At 68.2% G+C, this 25,189-nt stretch carries 24 protein-coding genes; 9 read left to right on the top strand and 15 right to left on the bottom strand.

Annotated elements, in window-relative coordinates; all coding sequences use genetic code 11:
- Positions 1-139: 139 nt before the first annotated feature.
- Together NX1_RS03395 and NX1_RS03390 are read left to right on the top strand one after the other, a co-directional pair.
- Positions 140-1,057 (top strand): hypothetical protein, encoded by a 918-nt coding sequence (locus NX1_RS03395; RefSeq protein WP_245668299.1) that lies wholly within the window; start codon positions 140-142, stop codon positions 1,055-1,057.
- A 250-nt stretch (positions 1,058-1,307) separates the two neighbouring features.
- Complete coding sequence (locus tag NX1_RS03390) at positions 1,308-1,727, top strand: DUF6463 family protein (protein WP_068053455.1); 420 nt, start codon at positions 1,308-1,310, stop codon at positions 1,725-1,727.
- A gap of 219 nt (positions 1,728-1,946) precedes the next feature.
- Here the strand turns inward: NX1_RS03390 and NX1_RS03385 are convergent, their stop codons facing one another.
- Together NX1_RS03385 and NX1_RS03380 are read right to left on the bottom strand one after the other, a co-directional pair.
- Positions 1,947-2,516: a hypothetical protein gene (locus NX1_RS03385; protein WP_068053452.1), complete on the bottom strand. Its 570-nt coding sequence runs from the start codon at positions 2,514-2,516 to the stop codon at positions 1,947-1,949.
- 287 nt (positions 2,517-2,803) lie between these two features.
- Positions 2,804-3,724, bottom strand: coding sequence for an NADP-dependent oxidoreductase (locus NX1_RS03380; protein ID WP_068053449.1), 921 nt, complete (start codon positions 3,722-3,724; stop codon positions 2,804-2,806).
- A gap of 167 nt (positions 3,725-3,891) precedes the next feature.
- Between NX1_RS03380 and NX1_RS03375 the strand changes: the two genes are divergently transcribed.
- Positions 3,892-4,524 (top strand): HD domain-containing protein, encoded by a 633-nt coding sequence (locus NX1_RS03375; protein ID WP_068053447.1) that lies wholly within the window; start codon positions 3,892-3,894, stop codon positions 4,522-4,524.
- 324 nt (positions 4,525-4,848) lie between these two features.
- Here NX1_RS03375 and NX1_RS03370 read toward each other — a convergent pair whose 3' ends face one another.
- Together NX1_RS03370 and NX1_RS03365 are read right to left on the bottom strand one after the other, a co-directional pair.
- Entirely contained in the window at positions 4,849-6,222 is a 1,374-nt protein-coding gene (locus NX1_RS03370; RefSeq protein ID WP_068053444.1) for a carotenoid oxygenase family protein, read from the bottom strand.
- A 26-nt stretch (positions 6,223-6,248) separates the two neighbouring features.
- On the bottom strand, positions 6,249-7,292 hold the full coding sequence (locus NX1_RS03365; protein ID WP_068053442.1) for a fatty acid desaturase family protein: 1,044 nt from the start codon (positions 7,290-7,292) through the stop codon (positions 6,249-6,251).
- A 134-nt stretch (positions 7,293-7,426) separates the two neighbouring features.
- Here NX1_RS03365 and NX1_RS03360 point away from each other — a divergent pair, with 134 nt between their 5' ends.
- Positions 7,427-7,990: a TetR/AcrR family transcriptional regulator gene (locus NX1_RS03360; protein ID WP_068053439.1), complete on the top strand. Its 564-nt coding sequence runs from the start codon at positions 7,427-7,429 to the stop codon at positions 7,988-7,990.
- Positions 7,991-8,245: 255 nt separating this feature from the next.
- Here NX1_RS03360 and NX1_RS03355 read toward each other — a convergent pair whose 3' ends face one another.
- Genes NX1_RS03355 through NX1_RS03345 form a run of 3 tightly spaced genes read right to left on the bottom strand, consistent with a single transcriptional unit; the run spans position 8,246 to position 11,577 of the window.
- On the bottom strand, positions 8,246-10,015 hold the full coding sequence (locus tag NX1_RS03355) for an oleate hydratase (RefSeq protein ID WP_068053436.1): 1,770 nt from the start codon (positions 10,013-10,015) through the stop codon (positions 8,246-8,248).
- Between the two features lie 48 nt (positions 10,016-10,063).
- Positions 10,064-10,921 carry a 3-hydroxyacyl-CoA dehydrogenase gene (locus NX1_RS03350; protein ID WP_068053434.1) on the bottom strand — a complete coding sequence of 286 codons (858 nt, stop codon included), beginning with the start codon at positions 10,919-10,921 and terminating at the stop codon, positions 10,064-10,066.
- Positions 10,918-11,577, bottom strand: coding sequence for a TetR/AcrR family transcriptional regulator (locus NX1_RS03345; RefSeq protein ID WP_068053431.1), 660 nt, complete (start codon positions 11,575-11,577; stop codon positions 10,918-10,920). Before NX1_RS03345 ends, NX1_RS03350 begins: the two co-directional genes overlap by 4 nt.
- A gap of 453 nt (positions 11,578-12,030) precedes the next feature.
- On the opposite strand from NX1_RS03345, the gene NX1_RS03340 reads away from it, so the two are divergent.
- Positions 12,031-12,381 carry a hypothetical protein gene (locus tag NX1_RS03340; protein WP_068054193.1) on the top strand — a complete coding sequence of 117 codons (351 nt, stop codon included), beginning with the start codon at positions 12,031-12,033 and terminating at the stop codon, positions 12,379-12,381.
- 49 nt (positions 12,382-12,430) lie between these two features.
- Here NX1_RS03340 and NX1_RS03335 read toward each other — a convergent pair whose 3' ends face one another.
- The 5 genes from NX1_RS03335 to NX1_RS03315 form a co-directional block, all read right to left on the bottom strand.
- Entirely contained in the window at positions 12,431-13,624 is a 1,194-nt protein-coding gene (locus tag NX1_RS03335; protein ID WP_084500918.1) for a Dyp-type peroxidase, read from the bottom strand.
- A complete protein-coding gene (locus tag NX1_RS03330) occupies positions 13,617-14,183 on the bottom strand; it encodes a copper chaperone PCu(A)C (protein WP_068053429.1) in 567 nt (188 codons plus the stop codon). Before NX1_RS03330 ends, NX1_RS03335 begins: the two co-directional genes overlap by 8 nt.
- Before the next feature lie 393 nt (positions 14,184-14,576).
- A complete protein-coding gene (locus NX1_RS03325; RefSeq protein WP_068053426.1) occupies positions 14,577-15,104 on the bottom strand; it encodes a hypothetical protein in 528 nt (175 codons plus the stop codon).
- Positions 15,105-15,216: 112 nt separating this feature from the next.
- Entirely contained in the window at positions 15,217-16,017 is an 801-nt protein-coding gene (locus tag NX1_RS03320) for an SGNH/GDSL hydrolase family protein (protein WP_068054185.1), read from the bottom strand.
- A 60-nt stretch (positions 16,018-16,077) separates the two neighbouring features.
- Entirely contained in the window at positions 16,078-16,896 is an 819-nt protein-coding gene (locus NX1_RS03315) for a hypothetical protein (protein WP_068053423.1), read from the bottom strand.
- A gap of 435 nt (positions 16,897-17,331) precedes the next feature.
- On the opposite strand from NX1_RS03315, the gene NX1_RS03310 reads away from it, so the two are divergent.
- Positions 17,332-18,126, top strand: coding sequence for a helix-turn-helix domain-containing protein (locus NX1_RS03310; protein ID WP_157119505.1), 795 nt, complete (start codon positions 17,332-17,334; stop codon positions 18,124-18,126).
- Positions 18,127-18,147: 21 nt separating this feature from the next.
- Here NX1_RS03310 and NX1_RS03305 read toward each other — a convergent pair whose 3' ends face one another.
- Positions 18,148-18,897: a S1 family peptidase gene (locus tag NX1_RS03305; RefSeq protein WP_157119504.1), complete on the bottom strand. Its 750-nt coding sequence runs from the start codon at positions 18,895-18,897 to the stop codon at positions 18,148-18,150.
- Entirely contained in the window at positions 18,894-20,294 is a 1,401-nt protein-coding gene (locus NX1_RS03300) for an FAD-binding oxidoreductase (protein ID WP_068053420.1), read from the bottom strand. Before NX1_RS03300 ends, NX1_RS03305 begins: the two co-directional genes overlap by 4 nt.
- 514 nt (positions 20,295-20,808) lie before the next feature.
- On the opposite strand from NX1_RS03300, the gene NX1_RS03295 reads away from it, so the two are divergent.
- From NX1_RS03295 to NX1_RS03285, 3 genes are all read left to right on the top strand, one after another.
- Positions 20,809-21,525, top strand: a complete 717-nt coding sequence (locus NX1_RS03295) for a response regulator (RefSeq protein WP_068053417.1) — start codon at positions 20,809-20,811, stop codon at positions 21,523-21,525.
- 248 nt (positions 21,526-21,773) lie between these two features.
- Entirely contained in the window at positions 21,774-22,706 is a 933-nt protein-coding gene (locus NX1_RS03290; RefSeq protein WP_373864860.1) for a HAMP domain-containing sensor histidine kinase, read from the top strand.
- Between the two features lie 501 nt (positions 22,707-23,207).
- Positions 23,208-24,680 (top strand): DUF4153 domain-containing protein, encoded by a 1,473-nt coding sequence (locus NX1_RS03285; RefSeq protein ID WP_068053414.1) that lies wholly within the window; start codon positions 23,208-23,210, stop codon positions 24,678-24,680.
- 2 nt (positions 24,681-24,682) lie between these two features.
- Here NX1_RS03285 and NX1_RS03280 read toward each other — a convergent pair whose 3' ends face one another.
- Positions 24,683-25,189: an SLOG cluster 4 domain-containing protein gene (locus NX1_RS03280; RefSeq protein WP_084500913.1), complete on the bottom strand. Its 507-nt coding sequence runs from the start codon at positions 25,187-25,189 to the stop codon at positions 24,683-24,685.

Genomic DNA, 25,189 nt, shown 5'->3' with positions numbered 1-25,189 from the left:
TGTCGACGTCAATGCGGAATCCATTGGCAAACATTCAGTTATTTCAGTTCGTGATGTCTATGGCGAGCTAGACCAATCCGGGTCGCCAGCGAATCCGAATGTGTAGCGGCGGAGTCTTCTTGCGGATGGAAGGTGATCTATGGGTACAGGCAAGCATCGGGCAGTCGACGCGCGTCGACAGAAGATGGGCTCGATTGTCGTAGCGGGCACGATCCCCTTGGTCGTCGCGTTGGCGGGGACCGGAACCGCGAACGCGGGGCGCGATCGGTCCGTCTCGGCGACCGAGGCCGACCGCGCTGAGCGGTTCGGCTGGACCGGCGAGGCGGACCAGATCGCCTGGAAGGACGAGACCGGCGAAGCGGAAGCCGGTCCCTCGCAGCAGTGGCCCGCGGCCGAGGCGCAGAACGTGCGTCCGTACCGGGGTCTGTACATTCCGGAGGACACGCTGAGTTCGCTGCAGTGGGCGCGGCCGACGCCGAAGAAGGAATACCTGGCGCCAGTAGACGTGCTGCACCTGCCCGTTCCGGTCGCCCCTGTGCCGCCCATCGCGCCGCCGCCGCACAAGCTGCGCTTCGGCGACGTGCAAGTCGACGCACCGGAATGGCTCTATCGGGAGCAGGCGATCCAGCTCAATGACGGTGCCGCGCAAGCAGAGGCCGACATCGCCACATTCCTCGACTCGGTCGGTATGGAGCGCACGAGGTCCGACCGCATCGCGGGCCAGACCGTGGGCGCCGCCGCGATCGGTGTGGCCGCGGGCGCGGCGGTGGCGAGCCCGTTCGCACTGCTCGGGGCCGCCATGGGCGGTGTGATCGGCGGAGTTGTCGGCTTGCCGTTCGCGCCGATCGGCCTCGCCGCGGGGCCGATGGGTGCCGCTTACGGCGCGGCCCTCATGGCCGTCCCCCTCGCGGTCATCGGCGCCGGCGTCGGCGCGGCGCTCGGTGCCGTGCACGCCTTCAGTGCGCCTCCGCGGGCCCTCGGCGTCCCTCCGGAGTCCGATGGCACATTTTCCGATCCGGCCGAGACGCCCACCAGAGCAGGGGGACACTACGCCTGAGTTCGATCCGGTCCCGGAGGGGTCGACCGTTGACCCGACCGGGGCGTTCCAGGGAGGACCGGAAGGGTGGGAACCCGGCGACGCCGGCGAGCTCCCACACCGACGAGATCGTCGATCGTTCCTTGAAACTTGCGGCCCCGCGGTGTGACTCCTCTCATGCCGCGCCATCTATACGGCACCGTATATAAGGGCTAGCCTCAGTGCGACCCTGACGGAGCCACACGTCTCCGCGGACGAAAAGGGAGTTCGAATGATCAAGTGGGCAGGCTGGCTCATCGTGTTGTTCCCGGGAATCGGGCACACGGTGGGCGCTCTCGTGGAGACGGCCCCGGATTACGCCGATGACTGGTTCAGTGGAGAAGGGTGGAGGGCGGATGCCACAGCGATGAACTACGCCGAGGCCACGCTGTGGTACACCGTGTTCAGCTTCGGCGTGCCATTCCTCTTGATCGGCCTGATGGTGCTGTGGCTGGACCGCCGCGGCATCACGCCACCGGCGTTTCTCGCATGGATTGTGGCCGGTTGGACTTTGGTCACGGTCGCAGTCGGCGGCCCATCGCCCTTGCTGGTACTTCTGATCGCCGCTGGCCTATTACTGGTGGGCTCACGACGTGCCACCCCTCGCCGCAATCCGGAAACTGCTGCGGCAATGTCCATTCGGAGAAGTTGAACCCGTCGGGGTGGGCAGGCTGGTGTGGCGGCTCGGTTGAGGGTAACCCGCATCGGTAGATGGCGTTGTTCGTGCACCGTCCGTCGGCGGTAACCAGCGCTGCGCCAGCAGTGAGCAGCCCGCTCGCTTGCCGTGTGCCGGGCAGCGGCGACGAATATCAGTGGATGATTCGAATTTCGATGTCAGTAGCGGAAGTCGGCCGCCTCGAATGCCTTCCGATCAAGGCAAGCCTCGCTTCGCCACCGGCCTGTACAAGCCGGAGGTGGCGTCGAACACCAAATCGGCGAGGTCGGTGAACTCGGCCAATTGCCGGTCCGTGTCCAGTTCCACTCGAATGCCTTCGAACTCGACGTCCAGCGTCGCGCAGAGCCGGTCGGTTTCGAGTGTCTCGCCATCGGCGAGTTCGATACTGAACATCTCGTCGCAGTAGTCCAGTTCGATGTCGAACCGTGCCACCGTGCCGACCTGACGTAGAACCTGGATGCGCACATACTCGAACTGGAACCAGCAACCGTCGTACGCGTATGCCGCGATCGGCTCGTCGGCTTCAGTGCATTCGACCTGTGCGCCTTCGAGTTCGCGCCAAGAGGGTACATCCAGCGGGATCCGGTCGATCGTGACGTTCACCGAGGAGTTTCCGTCAGGCCAACCTGGAATTTCCAGTAACCAGGTGAGTGCCGGAGCAGGGGCGATCGACGGGTTGTCGAGCAGTTGGCCGATCAGGGACGCCCCGGAGACCGGGTGGAGTTCGTCGAGCAACAGATCTGCGCTGTGGATGGGGTTGTCCATGCGTTCATCGTAGGAGTCCCGAGCCGGCTCGCCTCCGGCAGCATTGGCGCGGCGCTGATCAGGTGCTACGCGAACTTCGTTGTATCTCAGGCGATTACAACCTGAATCCCTGATCGAGAGTCAGCGGCACGGTCGTTCTCGGCGCTGCACCCTGGTCGGCTCTCGGCTGGGTCGTCGGAGTCGTCGAGGGCGTCAACGGCTGCCGTGACTTCTTTCAGTAGCGGCCTCTCCGTAGTGAAGCGGCTCACCATGGAGAAGTCCCGGGTCCGCTGCGGGACCGGTGAGCGTCAGTCCGCGGTTACCTTGATGATCGTTCTGCCGGGGGCGCGTCGGTCCGGGCTGAAGGCCGCGGGGGCGTCGGCCAGGGGGCGGACGGTTCTGACCAGGGGGATGAGCCGGCCATCGCGGAGGCGGGTGGCCAGTTGGGTCAGTTGGTCGCGGTTGGGTTCAACGACGAAAAAGATGGCTCGGCCGTCGTGTGGGTGGATGGTAGGTGGACTGGCGATGGTGACGAGGGTGCCGCCGGGGCGTAGTAGTGCGGTGGAGCGGTCGCGTATGTCGCCGCCGATCACGTCGAGTACTACGTCGACCTCGCCGACGTCCTCGAGGAGTTCGGCGTCCAGGTCGACGAACGTGCCGACGCGGAGATCGCGGGCCACGTCCTTGTCGGCGGCTCGGCCGGTGCCGATGATGTGGGCTCCTGCCTCGTGGGCCAGTTGTGCGGCGACGGAGCCGACGGCACCACCGACTCCGTGGATGAGGACGGTTTGGCCGGTTTCGAGGTGAGCGTGGTCGAACAGGGCCTGCCAAGCCGTCAGACCGGAGATCGGTAGAGCGGCTGCGGCGACGTGGTCGACGTCGGCGGGGAGCGGGGCCAGGTTGCGGGCTTCCACGGCGGTGTACTCCGCGAGCGAACCGTTGCGGGCCCAGTCTGTCAGTCCGAAGACGTGCTGCCCCACCGTGAGGTTGGTGGTGCCGTAGCCGAGCTCGACGACCACACCTGAGAGTTCGTGGCCGGGGACGCTCGGGGTGCGGTCGCGGCCGGCGCGGTCGGTCCAGGTCCCTGGCCAGTCCAGCTCGCCGCGGGTGAAGCCGGCGGCGTGGACTTGCACGATGACGTCGTTCTCAGCGGCGTGGGGGTGGGGCAGATCGGTCAGGGTCAATCCGCGGATGCCAGCTTCGCGGTCCCGGACTGTGATGGCTCGCATGAGATCCTTCCGGTAGTCGTTGCACTGGTTTGGTACGCACTCGGGGTCCGCCGTCGGTGGGCCAGCTGGAGGTGAAGGCGGGGGGGCTGCCTGAGGAGTGAACGGCCCATATGCGTAGCCCTGGAAAGGGTCAGCGGCACGGGCCTTCCACGCCGTACTGTTGAAGTATGGTCGGTTTGGACGACCTCGTGATTCCCGACACGGCCGCCTCATCGGCTGCCTTGGAAGTGGCCTCCGCTTACCATTCCGCCGCCTTGCTGAACCACTCGCGCCGCGTCTACGTTTGGGCGGCTGCCTACGGCAGGCAGCAGGGCATTCGATTCGACGCTGAGCTGGTGTTCGCGGCTGCGATGTTCCACGACATCAGCCTGGTGCCGGAGTTCGACAGCCACACCGTCTCTTTCGAAGAGGCGGGCGGCCATGTCGCCCGGGTGTTCGCCGCCGGCGCCGGTTGGTCGAGCGAGCGTCGCGAACGCCTCGGCGAGGTCATCGTCAGGCATATGTGGCCTGACGTGGACGTGGCCGATGATCCTGAAGGTCACTTGCTGTGGCGGGCGGCGGCGTTGGACATCGTGGGGAAGAACATCGACGACTTCAGCCCCGCCTTCCGTGCCGGAGTACTCCAGCAGTATCCCCGGCTCGGGCTCGCCGCCGAGTTCCTTGCCTGCTTCCAGGCGCAGGCTGACCGGAAGACCGGCAGCTCCGCCGCGCGCGCGGTGCAGTCCGGCCTCGCGACGAGGATGGCCGCGAACCCGCTCGATGCCGGTTCCGAAGGTCATCTGTCCTGTTCGGGGGAGTGAGCTGTGCGTTGCATTCCGATGTGCAAGGCCCGGTTCTCTTGGCGGGCGGATATGGGTTGGTCGGTGCCGAAATGGCGCGGATGGTGGCTCGGTCGTTTCCGCTGCTGCTCAACGGCCGGACGCCGTAACGATCCGGGAACTGGTGCCGCGCTGCGGGTGTGGGATTCGGCCGATCCGCCCGAACCTTTGCGCTGCCGCGACGAACTCGTGGCGCACCTGAATACGGTGCGCCACAAAGCCATACGCCATCGTCCAGCTATATGGTGAGCCCGTCGAGCCGATCCGTCGCGGCCCCGCCGAGCTCGGGCTGGACCTGGTCGGCTGTCAGGCTCCCGTCCCGTCGTCGGGAATCCAGTTGCCATGCAGCCCCAACGGAACACGGACCGGCAGGTGGATGCGCGCGATGGGAGGGGCGGCGATGTCCTGTGCGTTCAGGATGACCAGGTCGGCGGCGCCACGCTCGGGATTGTGGGCGAAGGCCATCAGGTACCCGTCGTCCTCGGCGGTGGGTGATTGCGCGGGAACGAACGCCGCCTCTCCGACCGCCCCGTGCCGTCCGAAATCGTGTACCTCGGTGGTGCCGAGCTCCAGGTCGTGCTTGAGTAGCGCGCTGCTGAACCCGTGGGCGGGGCGTGTGTCCTGCGGGCCGGTCGGCATGGTGTAGAGCTCTGTCGCCACCGAGTAGCCGTAGCGGTAGGGGCGCTGGGCGAAGCGCCCGTTGACACGAGGGAAGTCCTGCGGTCGGTCGTGCAGCCGCAATTGCCGCACGATTCCGGCCTTTTCGTCGACCGTCCAGCGTTCGAGCACCGGTCGCGACGCCCCGATGTTGCGCAGGTCCATCTCACGCGGGTGCACCACGACGTCCACGACAATGCCGCGGCCGGTGTCGAAGGCGTTGACGGTGTGCCCGACGCTGCCCGGCGCGAGTTCGTACCACCGCACCGCGCCGCCCTCACGTGGCATCACCCCCAGCCGGGCGGGCCGGTCGTGGTCCCAGGTGAACGGCACGCCGGTGCTCAGGTGCACGGGGCTGAAGACCAGTGGCGAGTCGAACAGCAGCACATGACGGCCGGTCAGGGCGAAGTCGTGCATATACGGGTTGCCGGGCATCGGGATGGTCACGGCGCGCAGTACCGTCCCGTACTGGTCCATGACGATGTGCTGGATGGCCGGGACCCCGTAGAGAAACGCCAGGCAGTGCAGTTCCCCGGTGGCATGGTCGTACTTGGCGTGCGCGTTGGCCGAGTAGCCCTGCCCGGTGGCGCCCAGGCTGCTGGGGCCGACGGTGTCGAGTTCCTCGGTCAGCTCGTAGGGTCTGATGCCGCCCTCGAGCAGGGCCACGGTTCGCCCGCCGAGTCCGACGACGTTGACGTTGGGCGCCATGTCCGTGCGGGGGTCCGCGGGTGTGCCGCGTCGCGGTTCGCCGAGCCGGTCGGCCACGGAGGAGGACCGGACCCATCGGTTGCGGTACCACTCGGCTCTCCCGTCCCTGATCCGCACCCCGTGCACCATGCCTTCCCCGAGCGTCCAGATGTGCGGGGCGGAGAGGTCGTCCAGGCCCAGCGGGTTGGGGCCGTTGCGCAGGTAGCGGCCGGTCAGGTGGGCTGGTATGCGCCCGGTGACGGGCAAGTCGAACGCGGTGGTCTCGGCAGCCACCGGCGCGAAGTTTCCGTTCAGGTAGGGATTCGTCGTCGGCATCTCGGGTGCTCCTCGGTGTGGTGGTGTCAGCGGTGGGCGGCGCGGATCGGCGCGCCGACGCGGTGGAGGTGGGCGACGACCTCGCGGTATGAGGCGATCAGTCCGGTCTCGTGGTACGGGATGCCGAGTCCGGCGCAGTAGTCGCGAACGAGAACTCTCGCGTGGCGCAGATGCGGGGTCGGCATGCTGGGGAAGAGGTGGTGCTCGATCTGGTAGTTGAGGCCGCCGAGCGCGATGTCGGTGAGCAGGCCGCCGCGGATATTGCGTGAGGTGAGTACCTGGCGGCGCAGGAAGTCCGGGTATGGGCGACCGGTGTGGGTGGGCATGCCCTTGTGGTTGGGGGCGAAAATGCAGCCGAGGTAGATGCCGAACAGGGCCTGGTGGACAGCGGCGAAGGCGAGGGCCTGTCCCGGCGGCAGCAGTAGCAGGAGCGCGGCGAGGTAGCCGGCGCCGTGGGCCAGGATCAGCGCGCCTTCGGTCCAGCGGTTGCGGACCGCGCGGTTGCGGACCGCCCGGACTCCGGCCACCCGCAGGTTCAGCCCTTCCAAGGTCAGCAGTGGGAAGAATGCGAAGCTCTGCACGCGGCCGATGAGTCGCGGCAGTCCGCGGCTCTCGCGCGCCTGGCGCCGCGACCACACCAAGACGTCGGGGCTGACGTCCGGGTCCAGCTCCTCGTGGTTGGGGTTGGCGTGGTGGCGGTTGTGCTTGTCCTGCCACCAGCCGTAGCCGAAGCCGATGCCGACTCCGGCGACCAGGCGGCCGACGACCTCTGTCGGCCGCCGGGTGCGAAAGACCTGACGGTGTGCCACATCGTGCATCAGCAGCGCGACCTGGCCGTTGGCCAGGGCCATCAGGGCGGCGACTGGCAGGGTCGTCCACCGGTTGGCGCCGAGCAGGGCGAGGGCGGCCCATGGGGAGACCGACAGGGCCGCGACGAGCGTGAACCGCGCGAGGTAGTAGGCGGGACGGCGGCGCATCAGCCCGGCATCGGCTATCCGGCGGGCGAGGCGGGCGAAGTCGCTTCCATCGGTGGCGATCGGTGGTGCGGTGGTCTGGATGGTGTGTGTCATGCGCGGCTCCAGGAGGGGTTCGGGCGTTGTCGGAGGTGTCGTGCGTCCCGACGACGCCAACATACATACGTTTAAAACAACTGTCACATACAGATGTTTTAAACGTATGTCGGGGGTCCTGGTACGGTCTGGGTGTGGGGACACGAGACGACCTTCTGGCAGCGGCCAAGCAATGCCTGGCCGAGCGCGGCTACGCCCGCACCACGGTGCGCGACATCGTCGCCGCCTCCGGCACCAACCTTGCGGCGATCAACTACCACTTCCGGTCCAAGGACGACCTGTTGAACCTGGCCATGGTCGAGTCGGTGAGCGATGCGATGCAGGAGTTGCTCGCCGCCCAAGCCGACGGCGAGGCGGGCGGCGTGCGGGTCCGTTTGGAAGAGTTCTGGGCCAGGCTGGTCGGCTCGTTCGACACCGACCGCGCGCTGTGGTCGGCCAACATCGAGGCGCTCGCGCAGGCGCTGCACTCGCCCGAGGTGCGCGCCCCGATGGCGGAGGGCCAGCAGCGGGCGCGAAGCGATTTGGCCGAACTGCTCAGCCCGGACAACGACGCAAACGCAGGGACCGTCATCGTCACTTTGCTCAACGGCTTGCTGGTGCAGTGGATGGTCGACCGCGAGCGGGCCCCCACCGGCGCGCAGATCACCGCGGGCGTGCTCGCCCTTGCCGACGCCCTGAAGGCAGACGGAGGCTCCTGACCGGCGCTGTCGCAGGCCTCGTTCCGGTGCGGACCGGGTTCTGCCTCCGCAGGCCATTTCGCCCTGGGCAGGCTCCAGCCATGTCAGCCGCACCTGACGAGTCGGCCCCGGCCTGACCGCGGTGCGAGCGGGGAAGCTGCGGCAGGCCAGTGCCGCTGCCTCACCGTCGATTTGGTCCGCGGCAGCGCTCGACGCACCCTCCACGTTCGGGTGTCATCGAGCCTGCCGCCGCCGGCACTGCTTGGTCGCGCGGTTCTACTTCGGTGCCTCGATGGGCCCGAATTCTTCGAGCAATTTCACGATTTCGTTGTTCCCGAAGCGCTTGGACAAGTTGCGCCACAGCGATTCGGGGCCGGGAAGGTCGACCGGGTCGCCATCGCGCAGACGGCTCATCGCGGCAAGCAGGCTGCGAACGTCATAGGTGGAGTTGAAGACCTCCGGGACGCCGCGCTCGATATCGAGCAGGCGATAGGCCGCCTCCATACCGGTGCGCACCGAGTATTCGGTAGTGAAGATGCAATCGCGGGAGGTTTCGGCGAACTGGCCGATGAAGGCGAAGTTGATCGAGCCCTGCGGTACCACGTCGGGGCGGTCACCGGCCTTGCGCGGCATGAAGAACGAGGTGACGTAGGGCATCATGACCGGAACGCATTTGGCGGCGTGCGCGGCCAGCTCCGGAATCTCGGACTCCGGAACGCCTAGGTGATACAGCCACTCCTTGGTGATCTCCTCGCCGGTGCACTCCTGCATGGTCTTGTTCACGAAGTCGCCCGGCTTGTCGACGAACAGCGAGTAGATCCACACCACGATCTGGTCGGCGGGTTGCTGCTTGAAATGGGGCTGCCGGTTGACCGTCCAGCTCATCAGCCAGCTGGAGTCCTTGACGGTGACGATGCCGCCGGTGACGACCTTGCCGCTGAACGGATCTCGCTTACAGATCTTTTGAATGTATTCGGGAATACGCCGATCCAGCGTGGTCACGGTGGCCGACTCCCATTTGGTTTCGGGAATGTGGCCGCCGAAGACGTCCGGATGCCCGAAGGATGGGTCCTTCTCGGCGATGCGCCGCCACAGATCCCAGGCGGGAGCCGGGCCCTCGTTCAGCTGGGCCGGAGTGTGATGGTCGCCCTCGTCGGAATTCTCCACCAGCGAGCCGATGGTCATGAACAGCAGATCGTCCGGTCCCAGGTCGACACCGCCCTCCTCGCCTTCGAACACCCACTGGATCCGCGTGGCCTGCTTGCGGTCGCCGTTGATATCGAAGTCCACGTCGGTGACGGTGGTCTCCCACTGGAAGGTCACGCCCTGATCCAGCAGCCACCGATACAGCGGCAGCACCAGCGATTCGTATTGGTTGTACTTGGTGAACTTCAGCGCCGAGAAATCCGGTAGGCCGCCGATATGGTGGACGAAGCGGTGTAGATAGAGCTTCATCTCCAACGCGCTGTGCCACTCCTCGAAGGCGAACATCGTGCGCCAGTACATCCAGAAGTTGCTCTCGAAGAAATCCTTCGAGAACACCTCGTCGATGCGCTTGTCCTCCATCTCCTCCCGGGTGGCGAGGAAGATCTTCGTGAAATCTCTGCGTGCCTTCGCGTTCAGCGTGAACAGATCATCGGTCTGCGCACTCTGCCCACGGTCGACGGTGGCGCGCTCCAGCGAGAAGTTCGGGTCGTCCTTGTTGAGCCAGTAGAACTCGTCGAGCACACTGGCCTCGTCGATCTCGATGGACGGGATGCTGCGGAAAAGGTCCCACAGGCACTCGAAGTGGTTCTCCATCTCGCGTCCGCCGCGAATCACGAACCCCTTCTTCGGTTCCCGGATGCCGTCGAGGGCGCCGCCGGGCAGCTTCAGCTGCTCCAGAATGGTGATCTTGTCACCGGGCATCCGACCGTCACGAATCAAGAAGGCCGCGCCGGACAGCGACGCCAAGCCCGCTCCGACGAACCAGGCCGTCTTGTCGTCGACTCCCGCGGGCTTGCGCGGCCGGGCGAAGGCTTCGTAATTGCCACTGCTGTAATACATGAGAGCTCCTGTCCCGAATTCGTCTGTGGTGCTTGCCGGCCGCGCCGGTCAGTACTTGTAGAAGCCCTCGCCGGTGGCGATGCCGAGCTTGCCCTTATCGATGTAGTTCTCCTTCAACCACTGGGCCAGCCGCTGGGAGTCCTCGTCCTCGTTGTTGACGAGGATGTTGTAAGGCGTGGTCAGACCGATGATGTCGAGGATGCGGAACGGCCCGGCCGGTGCGCCGGTGCCGATCTGCCAGGTCTTGTCCACCGCCTCGGGATCGGCATAGCCGCCCGCCGCCAGGCTCATGCCCGCGTTCAGCAGCGGCACCAGCAGCGAGTTCAGGACGTATCCGGCCTTCTCCTTGTGGATCTCGATCGGCACCATGCCGATCGCGGAGGCGAAGTCGACCACGGCCTGGTACACCTTCGGGTCGGTGTCGGTCGTGCCCATGATCTCGGCCGTGTTGAAGTGCCACACCTGATTCGCGAAGTGCAGCGCGAGGAACCGGTCCGGGCGGCCGGTGAAGTCCTTCATGGCGCTGGGCAGCAGGGTGGAGGAATTGGTGGCGAAGATGGTGCGCTCCGGTGCGACCCGGCCGAGCTGCTCGTAGGTCTGCTGCTTGATGCTCAGCACCTCGGGAATCGCCTCGATGACCAGGTCCGCGTCGCGCACCGCCTGCGCGAGATCAGAAGTCGGCGTGATGCCGGCCACCGTCTGCTCAGCCTTGCCGTTCCCGCCACCGGGTACCTGCTCGCGGTAGACCGCCGCGAGCTTGTGGAATCGCTCCTCGGCCACGGCCAGCGCCTTGTCATCGATGTCGTAGGCCGTCACCTCGAAACCGCGAAAGGCGGTCTGGAAGGCGATCTGGGACCCGAGCACCCCGGTACCGAGGACGGCCACCTTGCGAATGTCGATGGTCATTCGTTTTTCCTCTCGACTGTTGCGAAGAAGCCCGCGACGATCTGGGCGACCTGTGCCCGCAGATCAGCGCGGGCATCGTGACCGGGATGCGCCCCGGTCGCGGGCCGGGCCAGCAGCAGATGCACGGCGGCGAACACGCTGCGCCCGGCCAATAACGCCTGTTCGCCTACCTTTTCGGACTCGAGTCCCCCAGCGCGGGCGTCGGCCGCCAATCGCTCGGCGATCATGGTCTCCAGCCGGTCGACCAAGGCCAGCCCCTCGCAGCGGTACCTGTCGGCTGGCGATCCGAACAGCAACTCGCGCTGATAGACGACGGTGTTTCCAGGATGGCGTTCACCGGCCTCCAGCAGCGGCCGGAGCATCGCGATAACCGCCGTCGCGGTATCGGCCTCAGTTCGTGCGGATTCCGCGCCATCGGTGAGGGCGGCCCGGAAGTCCTCGTTGTAGACCATCAGCAGGAGTTCACCTTTGGTAGCCGCGTAGCGGAACAACGTCCCGGCGGCGATCTCGGCGCGATCGGAGATCTGCTGTGTCGTGACACCGTGGAAGCCGTGCTCGGCGAACAGCGCGGCCGCCGCCTCGAAGATGCGGGACTGCTTGTCGTGAACCTTCCGCAGGCGCCGTCCGACCGGCGCGAACTCACTCGACGCGGACATCCGAACACCTCCGACCGGACCAAAACTGAGTGGACTCATTTTGTAGCGTACTCCTGGTAACCGATCCCGCAACTGCGCGGCGGTAGGGCGCCTGACACAAACGTCTGCTACGGCGCGGTGCGATCACGCAGAACACCACTGGCCGCGGCGAGTTTCGCTCCGGCGCACAGGCCCGCGAATGTCGCGTGGACGTTGCGGCCATTCCGTAGGTACCAAGGGGCGGACGCCTTTCGATCAGTGGCGGCCTCGGTGGAGCGATGACTCGGCGGCGAAAAGCACCGGATCGCGGATAGTCCGCTTCGTTGGCTGGTGCTGCGGAACCAGCGTGACCGTCTCTGTCTCAGACAAACTGGCCTCCAGACGTTTATTCGTCACGATTGGTGGCTTCCGCGATCGACGGAGTAGAACGGTCTTCTAACGTCCAAACTGGTGGGAGTTCGCAACGTGAGCGTGCTGGAATTGGTCTACAACATCGTGGTTGTAACGCATTTGCTCGGTATGGCCGCGGTGATCGGCGGGTATGCGGCGGGGCAGCCCAAGGTCAACGAGGTGATGGTGTGGGGTGCGCGGGCGCAGATCATCACCGGCATCGTTCTGGTCGGGATGGCCGAGTCGATCGATTCGCTGGGCAAAGACCTGAATATGACGAAGATCGGCGTCAAGCTGGTGGTTTCGGTGCTGGTCGCGGCGTTCGCCGAAATGGGCCGCGCCGATGCCAAGCGGGGCAAGGACGTGCCGTGGATGACGCACGCGTCCGGCGGTCTCGGGATCGCGAACGTGTTCGTCGCCGTGCTCTGGAGCTGATCGAGCCGGGAGCGCCCGGGGCCCGCTGATCGGCGGGCCCCGGGTCGCGTCACGACTCGAACAGGGTCTGTCCGAGGTAGCCGCCGGGTTCCGGCACGCCGGGCGGGATCACGAACACCGACGACCCGATCGGCGTCGTCCAGACGTTCAGCGCGTCGAAATCGGCCAGCCGCTGCTGCACCGGCAGATACTGGGCGTTCACGTCGCGCTGGTACGCGGCGAACAGCAGACCCGAGTTCGAGGTCTGGCCCGGCGCGGGTGCGTCGTCGTAGTTGTAGCCGCGACGCAGGAATCGCTCGCCGTCGTGGGTGTGGCGGGCGCGGGCGATGTGCGCGGAGGGCGGGATCACCGGAATGCCGTGCGCGTCGACGGCCGCGAAGTCCGGTTCGTCGAATTCCCGGCTGCCGGTGAGCGGCGCGCCGCTACCGAGTTTGCGTCCGACGGTGAGTTCCCTTCCCTCCGGATCGATTTCGTCCCAGGTGTCCAGCGCCATCGCGATGCGTCGCAGCACCAGCGAGGTGCCGCCCGCGAGCCAGGGCTGCGCGGCGCCGTCGTCCCAGATCAGCCGGTCGAAGTCGGGCGCCGCGATATTGACCGTGCCGTCGACCTGGCCCATCAGGTTGCGCGGGGTCCGGCCGGGCGCCGCGTCGCGGAACCCGCGCTGCACCCAGCGCACCGTGAGCAGCGAGGTCACGCTCCGGCACAGCACCCGCACGGCGTGCGCGACCGTGGTGGCCTCTTCGGCGCAGATCTGCAACAGCAGGTCGCCGTCGCTCCAGCCCGGCTCCAGCCGGTCGATGGCGAACGGCGGCAGCGGCCGCAACCAGGCGGGCCTGCGGTGCTCCAGACCCGCGGCGGTGAACACCGCGGGGCCCAAGCCGACCGTCACCGTGAGTCGCGCCGGGCGCGCCGCAAGCTCTGGTTCGGTGTCGGCCAGCGCCGCGGCGCCCTGGGTGAGGCGGGCAGCGTCGCCGGTCCAGATCTTCAGGACGCCCGCGATGTCGTCGCGATCCAGCCCCTGGCGCAGATCGAATCCGACGAACGCCGCGTGCGTCTGCGGTGCGGTCGCGACGCCCGCCTGGTGCGGTCCGTAGAACGGTTCGGTCGCCGGTTCGGTCGCGCCGGTGTCGCGACCGGTGAGTGCGATCGCACCCGCCCCGAGGCCGACGGCGCCCGCCGCGGCGGCGCCCCCACCGAGGAGGCGCCTGCGGGTGAAGCCCCGGGGACCGATCTGCTCAGGCACCGGGCGTGTGGGCCGGGGCGGGCGCGCCCGCGTGATGGTCGCCGTCGGGTACGTAGTTCTCCTGGTTGCCCGGGAAGTCACGCACCTGCGCGGTGAACGTCATGGTCGAACCGTCGTCGAAGGAGAGCGTGACCGGCGTCTCGGAACCGGTGCGCAGTGGACCGTTCAACCCCATGAACATGATGTGATCGGCGCCCGGCGCCAGTGCAAGCGACCCGTGCGCAGGAATGACGAAACCTCCCTTCTTGGGACGCATCGTCTTGGTGCCGCTCGCGTCGGCGACCACCTCGTGCAATTCCACCCTGGCGGAGGCGGGACTGGTCGCGGACACCACGGTCAGCGCCTTGTCGCCCTTGTTGGTCAATTCGCCGAACGCCGCCGACATATCGCTGTCCGCGGCCTTGATCCACTGGTCCTCGATGGTGATCGCGTCGGCGGCGCGGGCCGGGGCCGGGGTGCTGTCGGTGGAGGAACAAGCGACCAGCAGGAGGGGAGCGGCGGCGAGTGCCGCGGTGCCGCGCAGGAGGCGGGAGGGGTGGGTTCGATTGATGGGGAACATGAAGAAGCTCCGTTCGGAATCGGGAGGTGAGAGGGACCGCCATCGGTCTGGGTTCGGCGTCGCTTCGGTGCGCGGCGAATATCGGCCGTCACCTGCGCTTGTCTTGTGGCGCAATGGATTCACCGACCTGCCACGTAGCAGTCCGGTTCGGACGAAAGGCATCCTGTGTCGCTCGGTGCGCCGAGTTCGGAAACGAGCCGCCGGACGGCTCGATTCGCGTACCGGCCTCGCGAGCTGGGCTGGATGCGTCCGTGACGATCGATGCCTCGACGCGGTGAAGCGAGCGCGTGCCCGCGCAGGATCACCACGTCCGGCGGACATGGCGGCAAATCCCCTGTCTGGCAGGCGTGTCGGCGAATTCCGATGCCTGGTACTCGGATGGCGGTATAGGGCCTACAGATAGACCGGTGGCCCTCGGGTCCCGATACCCGAACCGAGAAGCAGTTTTCGCGGAGTCGCGGCCTCGTGCGCGGTGATAAGAACGACCGTCGGCAGCGCAGGCACGGGCAGCGCGCCGAGAACCCGCACTGCACGCCGCGCACTCGACGCCGCTCTGCCCACCGCGGCTTCGGCACCGCGAATCAGCGACGCCCCCACCGGAATCGCCGCGAGGTGGGTGAGGAGCATCAGCGCGGTCGCGTGCGCTCCGTGGTGATGGCCGGGGGACAGTGTGAGCGCGGTGTGACCGACACCCTGTCCGATCGCCAGCAGCCCCATGATTTCGAGGAGCCCGGCCCGCGTCCGGAGGGAGCCGACGAGCACGCCCACCGCCGCGCAGGCGCCGATCAGCAGGGCGACCGACGTCTGTTCGGGCGAGATCACACCACCGCCGAGTGCGTGCGCGGCGATGCTGACTGCCCCCGAGGCGGATCCGACGAAGGCGCCGCGCAGGCGCGTCGCTCCCTTCACCGGTTTACGCACCCGACCATACTACCGCCGGTCGTAGACATCGAGCAGACGCCCCTCGGTCTCGTGAGCGGGCCCGCCGACCCTCGTAGCGGTCGCCGCGACACCGGTGCGGGGGACCGGCAGATCAGGTCGTGAGCCGGTCCGAGACCAGCACCGGTTGCAAGTCCGGCCGTTTCGGCTGAATGCCGGTGCCGGACGACCGTCCACGCACCCGGCGGGCGATCCACGGGAGCATGTGCTGTGTGGTCCAGGTCAATTCGGTCGCGACGGACTCGGCCACCGTGCGGCGCACCGGCGGCAACGGGTCACGCCAGGTCGTATCGGCGCCGGGAAGCGCGAGAATGTCGGCGACCGCGCGGGCGACGAGGTCGTGGCCGAGTGGGCTCAGGTGCAGGCGGTCGGCGGACCAGACCAGCGGGTGAGTGGTGGCGGCGATGGGCTCGAAATCGACCAGGGTGAGCCGGTATCGGCTTGCGAGGCGGCGCATTTCGGCGTTGAGCTCGCGCACCCGCGGGGACAGTGGCCGCACGAAGGGCGCGATGCCGCCGATGTCGGGATAGGTGAAGGTGATCACGCGCGCGCCGATGGAGGTGAGCTCGCCGAACATGGCGTGCAGGTCGGCGAGCAGGGCGGCTCGGTCGAGGCGCGGCCGGATGATGTCGTTCATACCGGCCATCACGGTGACGAGATCGGGTCGCAGCGCCACGGCGGGGCCGAGTTGTTCGGCGCGGATCTGGGCGGCGCGGCGGCCGCGGATGGCGAGGTTGGCGTAGCGCAGGGTGGGCGTGCCGGCGCCGAGCAAGGCGGCGAATCGGTCGGCCCAGCCACGGTGCCCGCCGGCGCCGTCGGGGTCTCCGATGCCCTCGGTCTGGCTGTCGCCGATCGCGACGTAGCGGAGATAGGAGGGGACGGCTCCGGTGTCCACGTTCGGCTCCTGCGGGTAGGCGGCGACGCGCGCACCGGTCACCTCCGGCGCAGCAACATCCTACGAGCGCGGGAGGGTTCGGGCCATTCCAGCGCGGGGCTGTGCGGTGCGGGTGAACAGGCCGCGGCCGTGCACCGCGGGTTCGGCGCCGGACCAGGGCGCCAGGGCGGTGATGAACATGAGTTCGCACCAGGACAGCGGCGGGTTCGCGCCGCGCGCGAGCGCGTCGAGCAGCGACAGTTCCAGGTCGTGCCCTTCCCAGGCGGCGCCGAGCCAGCCCGCGTCGAGCCGCCGCAGGAATTCGTCCGCGTCCCGCGGCGGCGTCGGCGGCGCGTCGACCGCGAGGTGCACGAGGGCGGCGATCGCGTGCCTGTCTTCGGTGGGCAGGGCGGAACGGTCGACCACCAAGCGCTCGAGGGCGTCGCGTAAGGGCAGGGTGTCGTCGACGTCGTCCAGCTCGGCCGGGCGCACGACGTATTCGACGAGCTCGGCGACGGTACTCGGATCCCATTCGAGCCTGCCGTACGTGGTGCACCAGGCGTGGGCCGGATTGTCGGGTTCGACAACGAGGTCGAGATCGAGCGCCCCGGCCGTTGCGGCCTCGGTGAGCCTGCGCGCGTCCACCAGGCGGGAGGGGACGAGCAGGCGCAGCCTCGCGTGCGCTATCCCGGCCGCGGTTCTGGCCTGCGCCGCGAGCCGGATGCCGTGCATGGCCGCGGTCATCGCGGGGACCACGCGTTCGCCGTCGGTGTCGCGTCCGAGCGGCCCATACCAGAGCGGTCGCCCGTAACGGTCGGTCACCGCGAAGGTGCCCGCCACGATGTCTCCGGCGACGGCGAGGGTGATTTCTCTGGCTGGCGCGTCATTCTGGATCGTCATACCGGTCCCCGTTCGATGCGTCCGACAAACTGATCCAAATCGAGAACGGCGGGGGAGTCCATACACTGGCCGGTATCGCAATTGCACTGTCGAGTACCTGCTCCGGTCGGTATGGGAATGACCGGGTCGGATGAATGCCTTTCGCGGCGGAATCGCCGCACGGCGGCGGTAATCATCGATTGTCGTGGACGGCCGAAACACGGTGCGGCACATCCACTTAGAAGTACTCGTGGCTAAACTGTGAGTTACGCAACACAAGCCCGCCCGCCTTGCGAATACCGCACGTTTTGCTTTTAACTATCCGTGCCCAGCAGGCTTGGGGGATTCAGCTCGACGACGGCGTAAAACCGCCGGAGGCGGTCGGCGAGTGGGAGCCGAACCTCGCTGTGGTTCGTATGTCGGGGTTCGTCGAACCATTGTCCTAGGAGCATCGCCTTGCCGATTCAACCTGCCGGTGGAGCCGAAATCAGACAACTACCCTTCCCGACTTTCGGGAGCGTACTGCGTCGTTTACGCGACGAGCGCCGGGTCTCCCGGGAAAAGCTCGCCTTCGAAACCGGAGTGAGCACCAGCTATATCAGTCATCTGGAGAACGGCGTGCGCGCGAATCCCACCCGCTCGGTGGTGGAAGCGCTGGTGCGCTACCTGAGGAACATCCACGCGATCAGCGGCGCGGAACTCCGCTACCTGTTCGATCTCGCCGGACTCAGCACTACCGACTATCCAGGGGTCGACGCGTTGCGCTCCGAGATCTCGGGGGATATGCGGCACCGTCTCGCACTGCACGAACCGACGCTGGCCGCCTATCTCGACACACGCTGGAATGTGCTGGCGTGCAACGATTCTTTCGCCGCCGCCTTTCCCGGTGTCGCCGCCGAGGTCAGTCTGCTGCGCTGGTTGTTCGGCAGCGATATCGCCCGCGGCGTGCTGGTCGAATGGGAGGCCGAGGCCAGGGTTTTCGTGCACTGGTTGCGCGGGCTGTCCGGACAGGAACCGGAGGCCACCTGGCCGGGAGATGTGCTCGCGCAGTTGGCGGAGTACCCGGATTTTCGCAGGCTCTGGCACGAAGGGAATGTCGCCTACGGGCGCGATCGACCGGAAATGCTGATCGCCGATCCCGCCACCGGTCGGGCCGATCGTGTTGCCGTCCAAGTCTTTCGCCTGGATTCGGGAAACTATCCCGGACGTATCCAGTTCTTCGTCGGTACTCGCCTGCCACGGTCTGCCTGAATCGGGGCATCGGCGGTTCGGTCAGAACGGCTCGAATCCGGCTCCGGGTCCGCCCGCGCGATCGATATCGTCGAGAACCTTGCCGATCTGGGTGGCGACCGCCGGATCGTGCAACGCCACATCGGGATTCTGGCAAGCCTGGTCGAACACCGTCATGTCGAACACCGTGACGCCCACGTGGCCGACGTTCATACCGACCAGGCGATCACCGACCGTCACCGGCCCGCCGGAATCGCCCGGCTGCGAACACACCTGGTTGCGGAACCACCACTCGTTCTGATCCCACACCACGCCGCAGCCGTGCCCGGAGGTGCGTCCGTTCTTGCAGACGATCGTGCCCGGCGCGGGCGGTCCGCCGACGTCGTCGATCACGGTCCCGCCCACGCTGCGCAGTGGGACGACGAGTTCGCGATCGAACTCGATGACGGCGTAGTCGTCGACCCGGTCGACCAGCACCACGGTGCCGACCGGCCCCGCCCACGGCGCTTGCTCGGCCTGCACCGGCGCGCCAGGCATGGTGCAGTGTCCGGCTGTCAACCCGACGAGGCGCCCCGCGTTGTCGTATCCGATGGTGGTGAGCGTGCAGGCTGCCCGCGCGCCCAGCACGATGCCCGATCCGCCGCCGAGGACGGCGGGGTCGACCGCGGACGCATGCCCTGGCGATACGAGGGCGATCACCATCGCGGCCACGGCGGTCAGCGCGGCGCGAGCCGCACCGGCTCGCGGCCGTCGCGTCGCGGGCCGGATCTGTTGCGCTGTGGCCGGATTCATGAGCGTCGGGCCGCGGCGGCGGGATGGATGTTGTGATGCAGATGGAAGACGTTGCGCGGGTCGTATTCCAGCTTGACGGCCGCGAGCCGGGTGTAGTTCTGCCTGCCGTAGCCCGCGATCACCCGATCCATGCCTTCGTCGCCGATGAAGTTCAGGTACACCGCTCCGGTGGCGAAGGGCTGCATCGCGGCGATGGCGTCGCGTGCCCACGAGATGCCCGCCGCGTCGTCGGCGGCGTCCTCCCACAAACCGAACGGATGGACCACCCACGCGGCGCTCCGGTGCGGTTGCGGCCAGTTCTGCGCGCCGGCCGCGACGGCGCCGCCCCACGGCACGAGCAGACTCTGCGAGGCGGTGGGGACGAGCATGGTCATCCCCTGTTCGCCGAACCGCCGCAGCGCCTCGTCCGGCAGGGCCGAAAGATGTGCGGCGGACCAGTAATTGCGCAGGCCGGGTGGATCGTCGAGCGCGCACTGGATATCGCAGTAGGGCATTTCGGTGAGCAACTCGCCGTCCGGTTTCAGCGCCAGCATCGGCGCGAGCACGTCACGCAGTTCGGCCGCGGTGCCCGCGTAGATGCCGATACACACCACCACCCGCTTGCCCTGCAGTGCGGCGGGAACGAACTCCTCGGGTGGTCCGGTCAGGTAGGCGACAGCGCCGCCGAGATCTTCGGAGACGCCGCGCACGACGAGGTCTCGGTAAGCGGCGAGGACGTCCGGTCCTTGCTCGGCCTCCCAGAACAACAGGGCCAGCGAGGTCACCGGCAGTGGGTGCAGCCGGAAGGTCAGGCGGGTGGCCACCCCGAAGTTCCCGCCGCCGCCGTGCAGCGCCCAGAACAGGTCGGGATGCTCGTCCTCGGAGGCGTGGATCTCGATGCCGTCGGCGGTGACGAGGTCGACGGCGAGCAGACTGTCGGAGGCCAACCCGAACTTGCGCTCGAGCCACCCCGAGCCGCCGCCAAGGGTCAGCCCGGCCACGCCGGTGCTCGACACCCGCCCGCCAGTGGTGCCGAGGCCGTGTGGCTGGCAGGCGCGATCGAAGTCCGACCAGGTGGCGCCACCCTCGACGACGGCGGTGCGCGCGTGCGGGTCGACGGTGACCGAGCGCATGCGGCGCAGGTCGACGACCAGTCCGCCCTCGGTGAGGCTCGCACCCGCGACGCTGTGGCCGCCGCCACGCACGGCCACTTCGAGACCCGTGCGGTCGGCGAAGGCGAGTGCGGCGCGGACGTCCTCGGTGCCGGTGCACTGGGCGATCACCGCGGGTCTGCGGTCGACCATCGCGTTGAAGATCGTCCGCGCCGCGTCGTAACCGGCATCGTCGGGCGTCAGCACCGAACCAGCGAACTGCTGCCGCAGGTCCGACACGGCTGGATAGGGAGAGTGCGTCGTCATATCGCCTCCGTGTCACCGCCGTCGGCATCGTGTCGGCAAACTGTCGTTCGGGTCAGTCACGCTACGCGCGCGGCCGCGGGGGTTGGCCGGGTTGCCGAGAGCGATGCCGAGATGCAATCCGTCGATGGAGAGGGTTTTCGGGGCGTCGGGCGCGTCGGTTCGCACGGGCGTTACGCGGGATCGGGCCGGTGGCACGGCTGCCTGACGAGCCGGTTAGATGGCCGGGTCGCAACAGGTTTGGCGTTCCGTGCAACATCGCTCGCGCGTCCGGTGTCTGTCGGCAACGGGTGTATCGAAGCCGAGATCCGACCTAACGGTTTCGTTGTGGCGCGGCCCCGGTTCGGTCTCGGCGCGGTAACGAGAGTTGGCGTCGGACCGCCCGCGCGCGTCGTAGACGGAGAGTCTGCGCTCGACGGTCATCCGGCCGTACCCGATGACCGGGTCCTGGCCGCACACACGGAATCTCCACAATTGCCGACGCTGCTCTCCACAGCGGGTGGTTAGGGTTCCGGGCATGGAGCTTCGGAATGTCGAGCGTGGCGGCGCGGCCAACGGGCACGCGGCGCGGCGGATCCTGGTGGTGGACGACGAGGTGACCATCGCCGAATCCGTGGCCGCGCGGCTGCGGGCGGAGGGGTACATCGTCGAGCTCGCGCACGACGGGCCGGGCGCGGTGGCCGCGGTCGAGGCGAACGAGCCCGACCTGGTGGTGCTGGACGTGATGCTGCCCGGCTTCGACGGACTCGAGGTGTGCAGGCGCATCCAAGCCGGGCGCGGGGTGCCGGTGCTCATGCTCACCGCACGCACCGACGAGACAGACCAGCTGGTCGGACTCGGCGTCGGCGCGGACGACTACCTGACGAAACCGTTCTCGCTGCGCGTCCTCACGGCGCGGGTGCACGCGCTGCTGCGTCGCGTCGAGCGCGCCGCCGACCGGGACGGCGCCGCGATCGTCGTCGGCGATCTACGCATCGACCTGGAGCAGCATCGCGTCTGGCGCGGCGAGGCCGAAGCCAAGCTGACCCCGCTCGAATTCGAGCTGCTCGTCCGGCTGGCGCGGCGGCCGCGCGCGGTGCTGGCCAGGGAACGTCTGCTCGAGGAAGTGTGGGACTGGGCCGACGCCGCGGGCACTCGCGCGGTCGACAGCCACGTGAAGGCGTTGCGGCGCAAGCTCGGCGCGGATCTGATTCGTACGGTGCACGGCGTCGGATACGCCTTGGAGGCGCGATGAATTCCGGCGCCTCATGGCCGCCCACGCCGGGCGAGGGGCTGGGCGACGCCGCGGACGCGATGCGCGACGACGCCGCTGCGGATCGCCCGGCATCGCCCGTCGTGCTGGAGTCGGCTCGGCGCACCGACGAGACCTCGCGGTCGGAAGTTCTCGCGCGCCGCTGCCGAGCGTTCGCCGATGTCGTGGCGGAGGTGTTGCCGCGGCCGCTGGATCCGATACGGTCGATCAAGCTGAAGCTGGCCATCCTGATGGTGGTGTCCGGCGGTCTCGCGTTCGCGTTCTTCCGGTTCCAGATCGGCTGGCTGCCGCCGCGGACCACCCTGACCGCGGTCCTCATCGCGCTGGTGACTTCGCAGATTCTCGCGCACGGCATCACGAGGCCGCTGCGCGAGATGACCGCGGCCGCGCAGCGCATGGCACAGGGCGATTACACCCGCCGGGTGCGCGCGAGTTCCCGTGACGAAGTGGGTCAGCTGGCCGAGGCGTTCAATCGGATGGCCGCCGACCTGGCCGCCGTCGACCAGCAGCGCCGCGACCTCATCGCCAACGTCTCGCATGAGCTGCGCACCCCGATCACGGCCTTGCGCGCGGTGCTGGAGAACCTGGTCGACGGTGTGTCCGAACCCGATCCCGGCACCCTGCGCACCGCGCTCGTCCAGACCGAACGGCTCGGGCTGCTGGTCTCCGAACTGCTGGACCTGTCCAGCATCGAGGCGGGTGCGCGGTCGCTGGACCGCGAGGATCTGCCGGTCGCGCCGCTGCTGGCCGAAGTGGTCGCCGAGGCCGAGGTGATGGCGGCGGCGCTGGGCCGCGGCGTGCGATTCAGCGCGGATGTGCGGCCCGGCGGCGCGCGCGTCATCGCGGATCGTGCACGTCTGCACCAAGTGCTGATCAACCTGCTCGACAACGCCGCGCGGCACGGCCCTGCGGGCGGCGAGGTACGGATCACCGCTCACGCGCAGCACGGCGAACTCGTCATCGACGTCCAAGACGAGGGCCCTGGCATCCCGGTCGCCGAACGCGCCGCGGTCTTCGACCGCTTCACCCGCGGCGGGCGAAGCAACGGCGGCGGCACCGGGCTCGGTCTCGCCATCTCCCGCTGGCTGGTGGACCTGCACGGCGGCACCATCGCCGTGGCCGACCCCGGCTCCCGCATCCGCGTGGTCCTGCCCGCCCCCTGACGGGGCTGGACCGACCGGCAAATCCATCCACCGCAACCCCTGGACCGCCACGAGGTCCCGGGTCGATCAAGTACACACGAAATACGGAGGGGCATGAGTAAAGAACCGACCGGACGGAACGATTCGACTGATTCGTCATCGAAGGAAGGCGCTACGACGCGTTCGGCTGCACCCGGTCCTGCCGAATCCGCAGGCACGGAAACCGGCGCGCCGAAATCCCAGACCACGGTGAGTGAGGCGGCGGCCTCCGCAGCGGCCGTGGCACCGAAGAGCGGGACATCCGTACAGGCCGGAGCACTCGAGGGAAAGGCGCCCGAACCGGCCGCGACGTCCGAGACCGCGACGCCCGACAGCATTTCCGCCGACGCCGAGACAGCGGCTCCTCGAGGCACGCAGTCCGAGGGGGAGGTCGCATCGATCGCCGAACTCCGCAAAACAGTAGACCCCGCTACGAAAGACCCTGCTACCTCATCGACTTCGCACGACAGCACTCCCCGGCCGATGACGCCTGTCACAGTGCGCTTCGGCCCACCCCCGATACCCCGATGGCGCAAGGTCAACTATCCGCGCGCCGTACTACCCGCCGCGGCCGTCGCGGGCGTCGCCGCGGCGGTGACGATTCCGTGGGATCGCCCCGGTATCGGCTGGGTCCTCACCGGTGTGATCGCAGCGGGCGCGGTGTTCGAGGTCGATCGCCGTGCGCGCCGGGATGCCGAGCAGAAGACGCCTGACCGATCGATACTCGCTCTGCTGCGTCGCAATCCGGCCCGGCTGTGGTGGACCGCGCTCGCCTTGGCGCTGCTGGCGGTGGGAGCTGTGCGCGCCGCGGGATGGTTGTTCGTGCTGTGTGTGCTCGCGGCCGCCATCGCCGGTTCGCTGGCGGTGGTGCCGCGCCGGTCGGCGCACGGCCTCTGGTACGACGCGATCGCGGTGCCGCTGGAGACGGTGAACGCGGCGCTGTGGGTATACGACGGCGCGCGTCGCCTGCCCGACGCCCGGACGGCGCGGACCTGGCGGGCCGGGCTGTCGGTGGGCGCGACCATCGCGCTGCTCGCGGTGTTCACGCCCCTGCTCGGCAGCGCCGACGCGACGTTCGGCTCGATGCTGAACCGCTTGGTCCCCACGGTGGAAGTGGAGTCGCTGGTGCGGTGGACGCTGGTGTCCGGCACGGTGGCGCTGGGCTGTATGGCCGCGATGTTCCTGCTTGCCGGGCCGCCGATGTCAGCGAATCCAGATGCGCGCGACGCGGTTTCACACCGCACGTGGAGCCGGTGGGAGTGGGTGCTGCCGGTGGGCGCGCTGACGGTGCTGTTCGCGGCATTCGTCGCCGCCCAGTTCGCGGCGCTGTTCGGCGGTGACGATTACGTGCAGGAGACCGCGGGCCTCACCTACGCCGAGTACGCGCGCAGCGGATTCTGGCAGCTGTCCATCGTCACCATGCTTGCGCTGGCGGTGATCCTCGCGGTGCTGCGATGGGCGGCCCAGGATTCGGCGCGGGACCGGACGTGGTTGCGCGCGCTGCTCGGCGCGGTGAGCACGCTGTCGCTGGTGCTCGTCGCGTCCGCTCTCGGCCGCATGTGGACATATCAGCAGGCGTACGGGTTCACGGTGCTGCGCCTGCTGGTGGAGATCTGCGAGCTGTGGCTCGGGCTGATCTACGTGCTGGTGCTTGCGGCCGTGGCGCGGTTGCGGTGCGCGTGGCTGCCGCGCGCCGCGATCGGCACGGCCTTCGCGACGCTGCTGGCGCTGGCGATCCTGAACCCGGAACGCTTGGTCGCCGAACGCAATATCGACCGCTGGGTGGACGGAAAGCGGCTCGACACGGAGTACCTGAGCAGACTCTCGCCCGATGTCGTACCCGCGCTGGACCGGCTTCCCGAACCGATGCGCCGCCAGGTACTCGGACCGATCCGGGACGACCTGCCCGAGGACACCTGGCAGAGCTGGAATCTGTCCCGCGCCGCCGCGCGCTGAATTCAGCGCCGGTGCGTGCCGATCGCGAGTCGTACCGCGTCGGCGGGATCGGCCGCGGTGAGCGTGGCCCGCAAGGGTTCGCCCGCCGCATCCAGGATCTGCCAGCCCCCGAGCGACACGACCGGGATGTCGCCGCGGTGGCGGGCCAGCGCCAGTTCGGACAGGGTGCCCCACGAGCCGCCGATGACGATCACCGCGTCGGCCGAGCGCACCAGGATCGCGTTGCGCGCCTCGCCCATGTTGGTGAACAGCACGGCGGACAGACCGGGGCAGGCCGCGCCGCGGTCGAGGTCGGGGCGCACTCCGATGACCAGTCCGCCCGCCCTCGACGCGCCGTCGGCGACCGCGGCCATCACTCCCTCGCCGCCGCCGCACAGCACGGTCGCCCCCGCGGCGGCGAGCAGTCTGCCGACTTCGGTGGCGTTCGCGGCGTCGGCGCGGGTGCATGCGGTGGGCCCGCAGACGGCGACCTGCTTGGCGTGGGTGCGGCGAATGGTCAGCGCTGCCAT

It is taken from the genome of Nocardia xishanensis NBRC 101358, from assembly GCF_001613365.1.
GTDB lineage: Bacteria > Actinomycetota > Actinomycetes > Mycobacteriales > Mycobacteriaceae > Nocardia > Nocardia xishanensis.
Note: the sequence above shows the minus strand (reverse complement) of the source record. Positions and strands in the feature narration are given on the sequence as shown.